We start from the raw sequence: 14,442 nt of genomic DNA on the forward strand, positions 1-14,442 counted from the left end.
CATGGAGACCACCGCGTGGTTGGTGGCCGCGGCCGTGCTGGCCGTGGTCCTGCTGCTGATCCTGGTCATCCGGCTCAAGTTCCAGGCGTTCGTCGCGCTGCTGCTGGTCAGCATCGCGTTCGGCCTGGCCACCGGCACCCCGCCGGTGGAGCTGGCGGACCTCGTCGTGGAGAAGATGGGCGGCGGCCTGGGGGAGGTCGCGCTGGTCATCGGCCTGGGCTCGATCTTCGGCGAGCTGCTGCGCCGGGCGGGCGCGGCCGAGCGGCTGGCCGCCACCCTCATCGACCGCTTCCCCGACCGCCACGTCGCCTGGGGGCTGGGCTTCGCCGGGTTCCTCGTCTCGATCGCGGTGTTCATCGACGTCGCGATCGTGGTCCTGGTGCCGATGCTGTACCAGATCGCCCGGCGCACCAAGCGGTCCCTGCTCTACTACGGGATCCCGCTGTGCGCGGGGCTGAGCGTCACCCACACCTTCATCCCGCCCACGCCCGGGCCGATCGCCACCGCCGGGATCATGGGCGCCGACATGGGGCTGGTCATCCTGTTCGGCGTCGTCTGCGGCGGTGTGGCCGTGGTGGTCGCCGGGCCGCTGTTCGGCCGCTTCATCTCCGAGCGCGTCTTCGTGCCCGCCCCGGCCGAGGCCGAGGGCGCGGCGGTGGGCGGGCACGGGCGGCCGACGGGAGCGGGCGGCACCGACGACGCCGGTAACACCGGCGGGACCGCCGGCCTCCCGGAGGCGGGGGCCGGCGCGGGAGCGGGGGAGGGCCCGGCCCTGCCCGGATTCGGCTCGGTCATCGGCGCCCTGCTGCTGCCGCTCGTGCTGATCCTGGCCGGCACCACCGGCGGCGCGCTGCTGCCCGAGGGGAGCGCGGCCCACACCGCGCTCGCGTTCATCGGCCACCCGGTGATCGCCCTGCTGCTGACCTGCCTGTACACGCTGTGGTTCTTCGGCGTGCGGCGCGGCGCCAGCGCCGCCCAACTCCAGGAGACGGCCACGGCCGCGCTGGCCCCGGCCGGGGTGATCATCCTGATCACCGGCGCCGGCGGCGTGTTCGGCGGGCTGCTGGTGGACTCCGGCGTCGGCGAGATCCTGGCCGACGCGATGACCAGTTGGGGCATCCCGATCGTGGCGTTCGGGTTCATCTCCTCGGCGGTCATCCGGATCTCCCAGGGGTCGGGCACGGTCGCCATGATCACCGGCGCCACGCTCACCCAGCCGCTGGCCGCCCAGATGGACGTCAGCGACCCCGTGCTCGCCCTCACCTGCATCGCGATCGCCTCGGGCGGCACCGCGTTCTCGCACGTGAACGACTCGGGGTTCTGGATGGCCAACCGGTACTTCGGCATGTCGGTCGCCGACACCCTGAAGTCCTGGACGGTGATGAAGACGATCGTCGGCCTCACCGGGTTCGCCATGGCCATGCTGCTCAGCCTGGTCGTGGCCTGACACCGCGCCCCGCCCCGCGCCCCCGCACCCGGCGGCGGGCGGGAGGCGGGGCCGCCGCGGCTCAGCCCCGGGCGCCGGTGAAGCGGTAGCGCACCACCCACACCCCCCGGCGGGACTGCGCCGGCCAGCGCGCGAACAGGGCGGCCGTCAGGCGCAGCGCCGGCGGCATCGCCGCGCCGCGCTCCTGGGTGCCGAAGCGCTCCTCGACAAAGGACAGGCCCGGGACCAGGGCCTCGACGTGGCGGGGGTCGTCGAAGCCGAAGCCCGTGTACCCCCGGGGGATCCCCATGCGCCGCAGCACCGGCTGGGCGCCGATGGTGCGGGCGACCAGGCGCGGATAGGCGTTGAAGACCAGTTCGCCCTCGGTGAAGTGGGCGGCGAGCGCGGTGAGCAGCGCCCGCGCGCGGTCGGGGGGCAGGAGGCCGACCAGCCCGTCGGCCACGGCGATCGCGGGGCGGTCGCGCGGCAGGCCGGCGAGCCAGTCGGGCGCGGTGGCGTCGGCGGCCACCAGGTGCGCGCGGGCGCCGCCGGCCGACAGGGGCTCGGGCGGCAGCAGGGCCCGGCGCAGCTTTGCCACCGCCGGCAGGTCGACGTCGTACCAGTCCACCCCCGCACCCGGGCGGAGGCGGTGGCGGCGGGTCTCCAGGCCGGCGCCCAGTTCCACGACCACCGCGTCGGGATGGGCGCTGAGGAACGCGCGCACGGCGCGGTCGAGCATGGCGCTGCGCAGGGCGGTGGCCAGGGAGACCACGGAGCCGACCCCGAGGCGCGCGGGGTCGGTCCCCAGGCGCTCCAGCACGGCGGCGGGCATCGGGTCGCCGAGGTAGGGGGCCGGCCTGCGGTCGTCGCGGGCGCGGCCGGCCAGCGTCACCAGCAGGGTGCGCTCGACCGGGGACAGGCGGGCCAGGGCGGCTGGGGCGTCGAACAACGGGTCAACCACGTCCGGGCTCCTTCGGCGCGGGGGCGGTGTCGGTATCGGGGCCGGGGTCCGGGCCGGTGCCGAGGGAGTCGGCGATCGCGGCGCCGGTCGGCGAGGCGGCGAACTCGCCCAGCGCCCGGTGGACGTCGATGATCGCCCGCCCCAGGCGGCCGGGGTCGGTGCCGTCGAGGGGGTCGGCGCCCATGCGCCGCGCCAGGTGGGCGTGCAGCACCAGCGTGCCGCCGTGCATGGCGGCCAGCGCGGCCGCGGCGTCGCGGGCGCGCGCCGAGCCGGCGGGGAAGCGGTCGGGCCAGGTGGCGCTGAGGAAGTCCTCGGCGCCGTCCGTCAGTTCGTCGAGGAGGCCGTCGGCCGCCGCGGAGCCGTCGGCCATGGCCCGCGCCAGGTAGCGGGCCGCCGCCGGGCCGGCGGCCAGCAGGGCGCCCAGCCCGCCCGGCCCGGAGAGTTCGGCGCCGAGGCCGGCGGCCGACACCTGGCGCCTGAACAGGTCCACCACCGCTTCGTCGCAGGCCGCGCGCAGGCCGTCCTTGGTGCCGAAGTGGTGCTGCACCAGCCCCACCGAGACACCGGCGGCCTCGGCGATGCCGCGCATGGTGGCGCCCCGGGTGCCGTGCTCGGCGAAGGCGGCGAGGGCGGCGTCGCGGATGCGCGCCCGCGCGGTGCGGTCGTCGGGCGGGCCGGGGCGAGGGCGGGGGTTCGGCTCGGGGCGCGGGTTCGGATCGGTCGGCACGACTCCAGGCTATACAGGTGTATGGGAAACGGTATGGCCGTATGGGCCAGTGTTCCCTCACCCCCGGCCGCGCCCCTGCCTGCCCGGGTCATACCGGGGACGGACCGGGCGCGGCCGGGGTCCTCCCGGGGGCGGAGCGCGCACCGGCCGGGCGGCCCCGCCTCCGCCCCGGGGCGCAGGCGCGATCCCCGCCCCCGGCCCGATGCGCCCGGCCCCGCCGGTGCGGGAGGGTGTGCCCCGCCAGAGACCCCCATCCGCCAGGGAGCCGCCATGCCCGCACGACCCGCCGCGACCGCGTCCGTGCTGCCCCTCACGATCGCCGCCGTACTGTCCCCGCTGCTGTCGGCGCCGGCCTGGGCCGAGGAGGCCGGCACCGCCGCGCCCCCCGGGCGCGGCCAGCGCCTGGACTGGGGCGCCTGCCCCGAAGGCGACTACGGCATCGGCATGGAGTGCGCCACCCTGCGCGTTCCGGTCGACCACGACAAACCGCGCGGCCGCCACATCACCCTCACCGTGGGCCGCCTGCCCGCCATTGGGGACGGCGGCGCGGAGGGGACCGTGGTCGTCAACCCCGGAGGCCCGGTCGGAATCGGCATCGAGTACCTCGCCACCTACGGCGACGCCTTCACCGGACTGCGCGAGGACATGGACATCGTCACCTGGGACCTGCGCGGCGACCCCAACGGCCACGGCGGGTTCAGCACCGCCCTGGACTGCCACTGGGGCTATGTGGAGACCCCCCGGTTCCCCGCCGACCAGGCCGCCTTCGCCGACCTGGCCGCCGCCAACCGGGCCACCGCCCAGGAGTGCCGCGCCGCCGACCCCGCGCTGTTCGACCACATGAGTTCCGCCGACCACGCCGACGACCTGGAGGCCGTCCGCGCCGCCCTGGGCGAGCGCCGGCTCAACCTGCACATGACCTCCTACGGCGGCGTGATCGGGCAGAGCTACGCCCGGCAGTACCCCGAGCGGGTGCGGACCCTCTACCTCGACGGGGTCGCCGACCACACCGGCGAGGGGGACGCGGTCTACGAGGGCTTCGCGCGCGACGGCGACGCCGCGTTCGGCCGCTTCGCCGACTGGTGCGCCGCCGAGGAAGCCTGCGCGCTGCACGGCCAGGACGTGGAGCGCCGCTGGCGGGCGCTGACCGCCGGGGCCGACGCCGACCCCATCCCCGCCTCCGTCGCCGGGGTGGACTACACCGGCCGCGACCTCAAGGCCGCCGCCGTCGCCGTGCTCACCGCCGAGCGCCCCGGCGCCACCTGGGAAGCGCTGGCCGAAGCCGTCGTGGCGGCCGAGGACGGCGACGCCTCCGGGTTCGTGCGCGACCCCGCGCACCCCTTCCCCGGCTCGCCCCAGCCCGGGGTCGTGGAGTGCCTGGACTGGAACCGCCCCGCCGACCACGCGCAGGCCGAGGCCACCGCCGCGCGCCTGGACGAGGTCGCACCCAACACCGGCGGCCGCCTCCAGATGTACGGCAACATCCTCTCCTGCGCCGGCTGGCCCGCGCCGGTCGCCAACCCGCCGGGGCCCCTCCCCGAGGAGGTGCCGCCGCTGCTGGGCGCGGGGACGTGGCGGGAGTTCGGCTCCACCGCGCGGGCGGTGGAGGACGTGGCGGGCAGCGTGGCCATCGAGCACGACGGCCCCGGCCACGGCCTGTACTGGGGCGGCAACGCCTGCGTCGTCGCCCACGCCGACGCCTACCTGCGCACCCGCGAACTCCCGCCGCCCGGCACCGCCTGCTGAGCCCCCCGCTGGGCACCCGGCGCTGAACCCGCCCCTCCCCGCCCTCCCCTGGCGCCGCCCGCGCGCGGCCCCGGAGAGGGCGCGGCGGTCCGCCCTCCGGCCGCCGCCCCGCCCGCGCCGTCCCGGAAGGCCCCGTCCGGGCGAATTGACCCCGGCGTGCTGGGTAGCCGAACGGGGATCGCACCCAACGGACCGTCTTGAGGAGGCACCGGTGATGAGATCTGAGACCAGCGCCGGGCCGGAGCAGCAGACCGGTCAGGTGGCCAAGGAGCAGGCGTCGCGCACCGCCGGGGAGGCGCGCTCGGCGGCCTCCGACGTCGCGTCGACAGCCCGCGACCAGGTGCGCACCGTCGCGGCGGAGTCGCGCTCGCAGGCCCGCGCCGTCGCCGAGGACATGCGCGGCCGGATCGCCGACGAGGCCGAGGAGCAGACCCAGCGCCTGTGCCAGGGGCTGCGGCAGTGGTCGCGCGACCTCGGGTCGATGGCCGACAACGCCGACACCGGGTCCCCGGCGCGCGGCGCGGTGCACCGGCTCGCCGAGCGCGGCGACGCCGCGGCCGACTACCTGGAGCGCAACGGCGCCCAGGGCGTGCTGGACGACATGACGTCCTTCGCCCGCCGCCGCCCCGCGCTCTTCCTGGCCGGCGCCGCGGCGGCCGGGTTCGCGGTGGGCCGCATCGTGAAGTCCGCGCGCGGCACGGGAGACGGCGACGCGGGCGGCGCCCAGGGCAGGGAGCGGCAGTCCCAGGCCGACCCGGCCGGGGCCGCCGGAGAACCCCAGCCGATCGCCGAGCAGGGCGGCGGGGTCCCGCCGCAGTACCGCGAGGTGAGGTGAGATGACCGTCCCGTACGCAACACCCCCGGAGCAGCGGGCCGCCGCCCAGATGGCGGAGGAGCAGCGGGCCACCCGGCAGGTGCCCGCCCAGCGCGCCGACGAGGACCGGTCGCTCGGCGACCTCGTCGGCGACCTGGTCGCCGACGTGCAGACCCTCCTGCGCCAGGAGGTCGAACTGGCCAAGGCCGAGGTGCGCGAGGAGGCCGCCAAGGCGGGCAAGGCCGCCGGAATGCTGAGCGGCGCCGCGTTCGCCGGCTACATGGTGGTCGTGCTGGTGAGCCTGGCGGCCGTCTTCGGCCTGGCCGCGGTCATGCCCGCGGGCTGGGCGGCGCTCATCGTCGCCGCCGTGTGGGCCGTGGCCGGCGCGGTCCTGTTCGTCCTGGGGCGCACCAGGATGCGCGAGGTATCGCCCAAGCCCGAGCGAACCGTCGAGACGCTGAAGGAGGACGCGCAATGGGCACGGCACCCGACCAGATAAGAGGCGACATCGAGCTGACGCGCGCCGAACTGACCCGCGACGTCAACCGGCTCGCCGACCGCACGAGCCCGCGGGCCATCGCCCGCCGCCGGACCGAGGCCGTGCGCCACCGGGCGCACCACATGCGCGAACGCGTGATGGGCAGCGCCTCCCAGACCTCCGGGTCAATGAAGGAGGGCGGCGGCCAGGCCATGGACGCGGTGCGCTCCGTGCCCGACCAGGTCGTCCACCAGACGCAGGGCAACCCCGTGGCCGCCGGGCTGATCGCCTTCGGCGCGGGCCTGCTGGCGGCGTCCCTGCTCTCGGAGAGCAAGGCCGAGCGGCAGGCGGCGCAGCGGCTGCGCGAGGAGGCGGGCGACGCGGTCCGCCCGGTCGAGCAGTCGGTCGCCGAGTCCGCCGAGCGGCTGAAGGGCGGCGCCCGGGAATCGGCCCGCCAGGCCGCCGAGGAGGTGAAGGGCAGCGCCCAGGGCGCCGCGCAGGCCACCGGCCGGCAGGCGCAGGAGGACGCCCGGCACGTCTCGGAGACGGCCCGGGACTCCGGCCAGACGGTGGCCTCCCACCGCCGCGAGGGCTGAGTCGGCAAAGCGAGCGGAAGCAGGGATCAGGGCCGCCGCCCGGACGCACCACGCGCCCGGGCGGCGGCCTTCGGCGTGTCCGGCCCGGGTGTGGCCGGGTAGGGCAGACAAGTCCGGGAGAGCCGCCAGGGGGCCGCCGCGCCGCGTTCGGCCGGGTCCTCCAGCGGCGTGGCGTGAGGGCCGCCGCGTCCGGTGCGCGGCGTCTTCAGCGGTGGGGGGCGACGGCCGCCCACGCCCGGTGCGCCCACCGGGTCGCCAGGGCGCGCGCCGGGCGGGGGACGTGGTGCACCAGCCAGGCGCCGGTCGCGCCGATGGCGGCACCGGTGACGACGTCGCTGGGGTAGTGGCTGGCGGCGTGCACCCGCTCCAGGGCCACCAGCGCCGCCGGCACGGCGCAGGCCGCGCCCCACGCGGGCGACACCCCGGCAGCGGCGGCGGTGAACCCCACCGCGGCGGCGGTGTGCCCGGAGGGGAAGGACGACCCGTTGGGCCGGTCGCACGCCTCCTCATCAGGCGCCAGTTCCTCGGGCGGGCGGTGGCGGTGGTAGACCCGCTTGCACACCCCGTTGGACAGGAACTCGGCCAGCCCCATGCCGAGCAGCCCGGCCGCCGCCGCCCGGCGCCCGCGCGGCCCGCCGGTCGCGGCCATCAGCGCGGCCGCCGCCCACCACACCCGAGTGTGCTCGCTGGCGGTCTCCAGTGTGGCGCGCAGCCGCCGGTCCCACGGCGGCCGCCACGAGGCGGCGTGCCAGACCAGCCGCCGGTCGACGCGGTGCAACCGTTTCGATGCGCCCATGACCGGCGGTTACCCGGTCGCGCGGCGCTCACACGGACCTGTACCGGGATCCGTGCCGGACACCGCGCCGGCGCGGCGCCCGCCGGGGGCGTCCCGGCCGGCTCACCCCCAGGTCAGCGGGTCGAGGTGGAGGTAGAAGCGCTCCCGGTCGCGGTCGAGGGCCCTACCGCAGCGCGCGGCGAACGCCTCCTCCGCCTCGGCGATCCACCGGGCGCCGCGCCCCTGGCCCGCGCCCTCATCGCCGGCACCGCCGCGTTCGTCGCCGCGCCCGTCGGGCGCCTCCCATGTCTCGCGGGCGGTGGCGAACAGCAGGGCGAGGTCGGCATGGGGATCGGCCCGCCCCAGGCGGCCCAGGTCGATGAAGCCGGTCACCCGCAGCGAGTCGGGGTCCAGGACGATGTTGGGCAGGCACAGGTCCCCGTGGCAGACCACGGCGTCGGCGGCTTCCTGGACCAGGCGCCGCTCGACCTGCGGGGCCAGCCGGGCGAGCAGGTCGGCGGGCGGGGTGTCGCGCTGGTCCACGGGCAGGAAGTCGGGGTTGACCGCGTCGCGGGCGACGACGTCGCGCGCGGTGGCGAACATCGCGGCGAGGTCGCGGGTGAAGGGGCAGGCGTCCACGGGCAGGGCGTGCAGGTCGCGGACGGCGTCGGCGATCGGCTCCCAGGCCGCGCGCAGCGCCGCCGCCGGGACGCGGTCGGCGGGCACGCCCGCGACGGCGCCGGTCACCAGGCAGGCCCCGGTGCCGGTCGCGATCCAGTCGAGGACCCGGGGAGCGGGCACGCCCTGGCCGCTGAGCCAGTCCACCCGGTCGCGCTCGGCGGCCAGGTCGGCCGTTACGGGTCCGGCGGCGCACTTGGCGTACCGGGTCCCATCAGCCGACCGGAACACCGGCGCCCCCGACTCCCCGTCGGTCACGGGCTCCCATGTGGTGCCACGCGGCAGCCCGCAGAGGTCGGTGAAGGGTTGAGTCACGGCCGCAGCTTAGCGGCCCCGAACCCCGGCCCCCGGCTCCGTCCGCATCCGCGTCGGCGCCCCGTTGCCACCCGCACCATCGCCGCGACCGCCGCTGCCCGCCTCCGCGCGGGCGGTGGTGTGCGTGGGGATGGAGAACCCGCCTTTCCGGTACGGAGTTTCCGGCCGGTTGAGCTGAGTTCACTTTATGGAAGTCCTTTGTCCGGGCTGATTCTCAGTGACGCGATTCGCCCCATCGGATTCCCGGTGCATTGCCGGATCGGGGGAATTCCCGAGGGTGGCGACCGGGATGGGAAATGCGCTTATTTGTGCGGGTGTGGATCTGTCACGTGCCGTCCTGTCCGGGGTTTCGACACGGAATGCGGATTACCCGAGCGGCGCCGAAACATGGTCGCGCCGGTGTTCCCGCTGTTAGTATCTGCGATGTCCCGGAAGGCGCGAACGCCTTCCCCGGGGTTATCCCTTTACACACCAAGGCAGGAACTATGCGGACAATCCAAAGGTTCACCGTGGTCGCGGCGACCGTTTTCGGGATCCTTGCCACCCCCGCCGGGGTCGCCCTCGCCCACGCGAGCACGGGCGACACCGACGCCGGAGCGGGCGGTCTGCTGTCCAATCTCTCCGGCCGAAACTCCTCCGGACACGCCAACCTCTGCGGCACCGGCAAGGTCGCGGTCCTCAAGGAGCGGGAGTGCTTCACCCACGACACCGGGAACGGGCCGGGCGGCGACGTCGCCGGCCCCAGCGGGGGCACCCTCTCCAACCTGCTGTTCGCCCGGAACGCCTCCGGCCACAGCAACAACTGCGGCAACGAGACCGTCGCGGTGCTCAGCCGCACCACCTGCGTGACCGTCGACCACTAGGCGGCGCCTGCCGACGGGGGTCCGGTGCGCCCGGACCCCCGCTTCCGACCCGCCCCCTCCGCCCCAACCGCGACCGAGGTGACCATGCGGACCGACCCGCGGCTGTGCATCGCCGCCGTTGTCCCCCTGACCGGAAGGCTCGCCCGGCTCGGCGACCCCCTGTCCTTCGTCCTGCGCCGCCTGGCGCCGCTGCTGCCCCCGGTGCGTACCGGCGCCGGCCGGCTGCCCGTCCGCGTCGCCGTCCGCGACAGCCGGTCCGACCCCGGCCACGCCCGGCAGGCGGTCAAGGAGCTGGTGGCCGAAGAGGGCGCCGACATCGTCATCACCATGGCCGGAACGCGGGTGCTGCCCGCCGTGGCCGACGCCTGCGCCGACCTGCGCACTCCGTGCCTGTCGACCACGTTCCCCCGCCAGGCCTACGAGCACTGCCGCACCGCCGCCGAACGCGACCGGTGGACCTACCACTTCGCCTGGGGCCTGGAGGACATCGCCGCCGTCTTCGCCGACCTGTGGGAGCGCGTGGGCGGTGTCCGCGAGGTCGCCTGCCTGTGGAACGACGAACTCCAGGGCGAACTCCTGCGCCGCTGGTTCGCCCCGGTGGCGGCCGAGCGCGGCCGCCCCCTGGTCGACCCCGGCGCCTACCGCGAGGGCGACCCCGACTTCGGCGCCCACGTCGAGCGCCTGCGCCGCCACGACACCGACGTGGTCACCAGCGCGGCCACCGGCATCGACCTCGCCCGGTTCCACCACCAGGCGCGCGCGGCCGGGATGCGGTTCCGGCTGCTCACCTGCTCGCGCTGGCTGACCTACCCCCACGCCGACCCCGCCCTGGCCCCCCGGGACCGCGCGGCGGTCGAGGGGCTGGTCGGCGCCCGGGTGGCGACCCTGGTCTACTGGACCCCGCACCACCCGCACCGCTCGTCGATCGACGGCACGACCTCGTCCGGTCTGGCCGCCGCCTACCAGGAGGCCACCGGCCGCCCGTGGTCGCAGCCCCTGGGCCTGGCGCACGCGCTGGTCGAGGTCGCCCACCACGCGCTGGCCCGCGCCGACGACCCCACCGACCGCGCGTCCGTCGCCGCGGCGCTCGCCCGCACCCGGCTGGAGACCGTGGTCGGCCCGCTGGACTGGACCACCGGCGCCGCGCCGAACGTCGCCGCCCTCCCACTCGCCGGAGGCCAGTGGCGTCCCACCGCCGACGGCCACGAACTGCACGTCGTGGCCAACGACACGGCCCCGCACGTGCCGGTCACCGCGGAGCTGCTGCCCGCGGAGTGACCGGGGGCGGACTCCGGCCCCGCCCCGCGGTTCAGGTCTCCGGGGGTGCCTCCGGCAGGGTCTCCAGGGCGATGGACAGGGCGAAGCGGGCCGCGTGGTCGGCCAGGCGCAGGTCGGCGAGTTGCGACATGCGGCGCATGCGGTGGCGCACCGTGTTGGGGTGCACGCCCAGCGCCCGGGCCGCCTCCGCGGGGTCGCCCTGGGCGCGCAGCCAGGCCCGCAGGGTGGGCGCGTAGCGCGTCCCGTGGTCGGCGTCGTGGCGGGCCAGCACGGCGGCGGGACCCTCGGCCGGGCGGCGCCCCGACGTGGAGGCCAGGCGCAGGCGGTGCAGCAGCACCGCGTCCCAGGACTCGTCGTAGGCCACGGCGGCGGCCCCGGGGCCCAGCGTGGAGTGCAGGTTGAGGCTTTCGTCGGCCTCGCGGCGGCTGTCGGGCAGCCGCGGCAGGTCGGCCGGGCCTCCGATGCCGGCGTGCACCAGGACGTGGTCGGGCAGCCCCGCGCAGGTGGCCCGCAGCCACTCCCGGGCCGGTGCGGGGTCGCGCCCGCACGGCAGCAGCGTGTAGACGGTGCTGCCGAAGATGGTGCTGCGGGCCGCGCGCGACCAGCCGAACCCCGTGGTGGCGCGCTCGAACGCCATCAGCGCCGCCGCGTGCCGCTCCCCAGGGGTGTGCGCCTGGAGCGCGATGACGCGGTGGCTCTCGGAGCTGAGGCCCAGCCGGCTCGCCGCCTCCGTCGGGTCGATCCCGCCCTCCAGCAGCCGGGTCACCAGGTCGGACTCCACCTGCCGCTCCAGGTCGGCGCTGACCCGGGTGCGCAGCAGGTGCAGGGCGACCGTGCGGGCGCCCTCGCGCAGCAGCGCCAGCCGCTCGGGGTCCAGCGGGCGCTCGGTCATCACCCACAGCGACCCCAGGGTCTCCCGGCCCGCCCGGACCGCGATGGCGGTGCGCCCGCGCAGGCCGTGCTCGGGGGAGGGCGGCACGAACACCGGCTCCACCGAGGCGGCCAGCCGCGCGGTCACGCCCGCGTCGTCCAGGTGGCGCCGCACGTCGGCCGGGACGCGCCGGCCCAGGATCGTCTCCAGGCGGGCCCGGTCCGCCGACTCCTGGCCGTCGGAGTGGGCCAGCACCCGGAACCGGCGGTCCTCGATGGTCACCGCCGCACCCACCCGCGCGGCGATGGTGTCGGCCAGCGAGGGCAGGTCGGCGGGGCCGCGCCCCGACTCGGTCTCGCCCCCCTCCAGGACCAGGCCGAAGACGATCCCCGCCACCTGGCTCCACGACACCGCCGGGTCCACCGCCAGCAGGACGGTGCCGCGCTCCCGGGCGAGGGCGGCGGCGGGGCCGTGCTCGTCGGCGGCCGCGCGCACCACGGCGGTCTCCGCGCCCGCGCGCAGCGCCAGGTCCACCGCCTCGGCCGCCTCCGGCACCCCCACCGCCAGGAAGATGTCGCCCTGGTCGGGCTCGGCGCGGGTGGCGTCGTGCACGGCGACCCCGCGCACCAGTGCGCCGGGCCGGGGCCGCGCGCCGACCGACCGGGCACCGTAGCCGCCGAGGATGGCCAGCAGCCGCTCCAGGCGAATCATGCCGCGCCTCCTGACACCCCGGGCACCCTTGTCCGCTCCTGACAAGAGGCTAGCCGCATTTCGGCAGGTCCGGACAATGCGCGTCCGGGCGGGCTGGGCGACGCTGAAGGTGCGTTTACCACTGTCGGCAACCGGTTGGCTGAGGAGAAGACCGCATATGGAGGGGACCCGGAGCGCCGGGATTGCGGAGACCGTCGTCGTTGTCGGCGCCGGGGTCGTCGGGCTGTCCACCGCGTGGTTCCTACAGGAGCACGGCATCGGCGTGACGGTCGTCGACCGCGGCCGGGTCGCCTCGGGCGCGTCCTGGGGCAACGCCGGCTGGCTGTCGCCGGGCCTGGCCCTGCCGCTCAACGAGCCGGGCGTGGTGCGCTACGGCGCGCGGGCGCTCGTGGACCCGCGCGCGCCGCTGTCCATCGCCTCCCTTACCGAACCCGGCCTCCTGCGGTTCCTCACCCGGTTCGCCCTCAACAGCCGCGCCCCGGCGTGGCGGCGCGCCCTGGCGGGCACCCTGCCGCTCAACCGCGCCTGCCTGGAGGCCTACGACCTCCTGGCCAAGGGCGGTGTGGACGTCGGCGACACCACCGCGCCCATCACGGCGCTGTTCTCCTCCGAGCGCGCCGCCGCCCGCCTGCTGGCCGAGCTGCGGGTCGCCGCCGCCGCGGGCCTGCCGCTGCGGTTCGACGCGCTGACCGGCGCGCAGGCGCACGCGGCGCTGCCCCAGGCCGCCGAGCGGGTCCGCGCCGGCGTGCGCATCGAGGGCCAGCGCTACCTCAGCCCCGGCGTCTTCACCGAGGCGCTGGCGGCGTCGGTGCGCCGCAGGGGCGGCACGGTGGTCGAGGACTTCGAGGTCGCCGGCCTGGAGTACAACGGCCCCGCCGGGCTGACCGTGCGCTCCACCCAGGGCGAGACCGAGGCCGCCGGTGCGGTGGTCGCCGCCACCGGCGCCTGGCTCGGCCGGCAGGGCCGCGAGTGGGGGATCCGCACGGCGATGGGCGCCGGGCGCGGCTACAGCTTCCTGGCCCCCACCGACCAGCCCCTGCCGGGCCCGGTGTACCTGCCCGAGGTGCGGGTGGCCTGCACGCCCCACAGCGGGGGCCTGCGCCTGGCCGGGACGATGGAGTTCCACTCGCCCGACGCCCCGGTCAACCCGGCGCGGCCGCGCGCCATCGCCGACTCCGCGCGCGGGTTCCTGCGGGGACTGCGCCTGGATGAGCGCAGCGACGAGTGGGTGGGCCCCCGCCCGGTCACCGACGACGGCCTGCCGCTCGTGGGGCGCACCCGCGTGCCCGGCCTCCACGTGGCCGGCGGGCACGGCATGTGGGGCCTCACCCAGGGCCCGGTCACCGGGCGGCTGCTGGCCGAGGCCATCGCCACCGGCACCACGCCCGCGGCCCTGCGGCCGCTCGACCCGCTGCGCTGACACCGGCGTCGACACCGCCGCGCCGACCGCCGGCCCCGCTGCGCGCGGGGCCGGCGGTCGGCGCACCCGCGACCCCGCACGGCCGGTGTGCGGATGGCCACCGGTCCGCACACCCGTCGCGCATCCGACCCCTTTTCCTGAAACCTCCTGAAACGAGGGAACCCGCATGGCCTCCACCCGGCACTGGCTGACCCCGGCCACCCACGACCGGCTCCGCCGCGAACTGGACTACCTCTCCGGCCCGGCCGGCGACCCCGCCGGCGCGGCGGAGTTCGGGTCCTACCCCGACGAGACGGCGCGCAAGGCGCGCGTGGCGCGCATCCAGGAGCTGCTCAAGGACGCCGTGGTGGGCGAGGCCCCGCCCGACGACGGCGTGGCCGAGCCCGGCATGGTGCTGACGGTCGACTACGGCGACGGCGGCGAGCCCGAGACGTTCCTGCTGGGCGTGCGCGACCGCGCGGCCGAGGAGGACATCACCGTCTACTCCCCGGAGTCGCCGCTGGGCGCGGCCCTGCTGGGCGCGCGCCAGGGCGAGCGGCGCTCCTACCGGGCGCCCAACGGCCGCACCGTCACCGTGACGCTGCTGCGCGCCACGCCCTACCGCGCGGACGGCGCCGCCGAGGCCGCGCGCGGCTGAGCCGGGCCGACGGGTGCCGCGCGGCGCTGAGGGGGACCGCGCGGCACTGAGCGGCACCGAGCGGGGCCGCCGGCCGGCCCGTCCGCCTTCGGCGGCAGAATGCCGCTGGGGCCGGCGCGGGCCGCGCCCCGGCACGGGCCGGCGGC

General features: G+C 76.9%; 14 protein-coding genes. 9 read left to right on the forward strand and 5 right to left on the reverse strand.

Features of this window, described 5'->3' with window-relative positions:
- Position 1: 1 nt before the first annotated feature.
- Positions 2 to 1,447, forward strand: a complete 1,446-nt coding sequence (locus LG943_RS15330) for a GntP family permease (protein ID WP_270072966.1) — start codon at positions 2 to 4, stop codon at positions 1,445 to 1,447.
- Positions 1,448 to 1,508: 61 nt separating this feature from the next.
- Here LG943_RS15330 and LG943_RS15335 read toward each other — a convergent pair whose 3' ends face one another.
- The gene (locus LG943_RS15335) at positions 1,509 to 2,387 is read right to left on the reverse strand and encodes a class I SAM-dependent methyltransferase (protein ID WP_270072967.1); all 879 of its coding nucleotides are present in this window, start codon (positions 2,385 to 2,387) and stop codon (positions 1,509 to 1,511) included.
- Positions 2,380 to 3,114, reverse strand: coding sequence for a TetR/AcrR family transcriptional regulator (locus tag LG943_RS15340; RefSeq protein ID WP_270072968.1), 735 nt, complete (start codon positions 3,112 to 3,114; stop codon positions 2,380 to 2,382). The genes LG943_RS15335 and LG943_RS15340 overlap by 8 nt, the downstream gene beginning before the upstream one ends.
- A gap of 270 nt (positions 3,115 to 3,384) precedes the next feature.
- Between LG943_RS15340 and LG943_RS15345 the strand changes: the two genes are divergently transcribed.
- The 4 genes from LG943_RS15345 to LG943_RS15360 all read left to right on the forward strand — a co-directional run bounded on the left by LG943_RS15345 (position 3,385) and on the right by LG943_RS15360 (position 6,748).
- The gene (locus tag LG943_RS15345) at positions 3,385 to 4,860 is read left to right on the forward strand and encodes an alpha/beta hydrolase (RefSeq protein WP_270072969.1); all 1,476 of its coding nucleotides are present in this window, start codon (positions 3,385 to 3,387) and stop codon (positions 4,858 to 4,860) included.
- Positions 4,861 to 5,074: 214 nt separating this feature from the next.
- Complete coding sequence (locus LG943_RS15350; protein WP_270072970.1) at positions 5,075 to 5,695, forward strand: hypothetical protein; 621 nt, start codon at positions 5,075 to 5,077, stop codon at positions 5,693 to 5,695.
- A 1-nt stretch (position 5,696) separates the two neighbouring features.
- Entirely contained in the window at positions 5,697 to 6,173 is a 477-nt protein-coding gene (locus LG943_RS15355; protein WP_333486371.1) for a phage holin family protein, read from the forward strand.
- The gene (locus tag LG943_RS15360) at positions 6,149 to 6,748 is read left to right on the forward strand and encodes a DUF3618 domain-containing protein (RefSeq protein WP_270072971.1); all 600 of its coding nucleotides are present in this window, start codon (positions 6,149 to 6,151) and stop codon (positions 6,746 to 6,748) included. The genes LG943_RS15355 and LG943_RS15360 overlap by 25 nt, the downstream gene beginning before the upstream one ends.
- 205 nt (positions 6,749 to 6,953) lie before the next feature.
- On the opposite strand, the gene LG943_RS15365 is transcribed toward LG943_RS15360, so the two are convergent.
- Together LG943_RS15365 and LG943_RS15370 are read right to left on the reverse strand one after the other, a co-directional pair.
- Complete coding sequence (locus tag LG943_RS15365; protein WP_270072972.1) at positions 6,954 to 7,544, reverse strand: phosphatase PAP2 family protein; 591 nt, start codon at positions 7,542 to 7,544, stop codon at positions 6,954 to 6,956.
- Between the two features lie 102 nt (positions 7,545 to 7,646).
- Positions 7,647 to 8,516: an APH(3'') family aminoglycoside O-phosphotransferase gene (locus LG943_RS15370; protein ID WP_270072973.1), complete on the reverse strand. Its 870-nt coding sequence runs from the start codon at positions 8,514 to 8,516 to the stop codon at positions 7,647 to 7,649.
- Positions 8,517 to 9,001: 485 nt separating this feature from the next.
- Here LG943_RS15370 and LG943_RS15375 point away from each other — a divergent pair, with 485 nt between their 5' ends.
- On the forward strand, positions 9,002 to 9,379 hold the full coding sequence (locus LG943_RS15375; protein ID WP_270072974.1) for a hypothetical protein: 378 nt from the start codon (positions 9,002 to 9,004) through the stop codon (positions 9,377 to 9,379).
- An 84-nt stretch (positions 9,380 to 9,463) separates the two neighbouring features.
- Positions 9,464 to 10,657, forward strand: a complete 1,194-nt coding sequence (locus LG943_RS15380; RefSeq protein ID WP_270072975.1) for an ABC transporter substrate-binding protein — start codon at positions 9,464 to 9,466, stop codon at positions 10,655 to 10,657.
- Positions 10,658 to 10,688: 31 nt separating this feature from the next.
- Here the strand turns inward: LG943_RS15380 and LG943_RS15385 are convergent, their stop codons facing one another.
- On the reverse strand, positions 10,689 to 12,239 hold the full coding sequence (locus tag LG943_RS15385; RefSeq protein ID WP_270072976.1) for a PucR family transcriptional regulator: 1,551 nt from the start codon (positions 12,237 to 12,239) through the stop codon (positions 10,689 to 10,691).
- 157 nt (positions 12,240 to 12,396) lie between these two features.
- Between LG943_RS15385 and LG943_RS15390 the strand changes: the two genes are divergently transcribed.
- Complete coding sequence (locus LG943_RS15390; protein ID WP_270072977.1) at positions 12,397 to 13,659, forward strand: NAD(P)/FAD-dependent oxidoreductase; 1,263 nt, start codon at positions 12,397 to 12,399, stop codon at positions 13,657 to 13,659.
- 166 nt (positions 13,660 to 13,825) lie between these two features.
- Entirely contained in the window at positions 13,826 to 14,296 is a 471-nt protein-coding gene (locus LG943_RS15395) for a GreA/GreB family elongation factor (protein WP_270072978.1), read from the forward strand.
- Positions 14,297 to 14,442: the final 146 nt, after the last annotated feature.

The sequence above is a fragment of the Streptomonospora mangrovi genome (assembly GCF_027604915.1).
Lineage (GTDB): Bacteria > Actinomycetota > Actinomycetes > Streptosporangiales > Streptosporangiaceae > Streptomonospora > Streptomonospora mangrovi.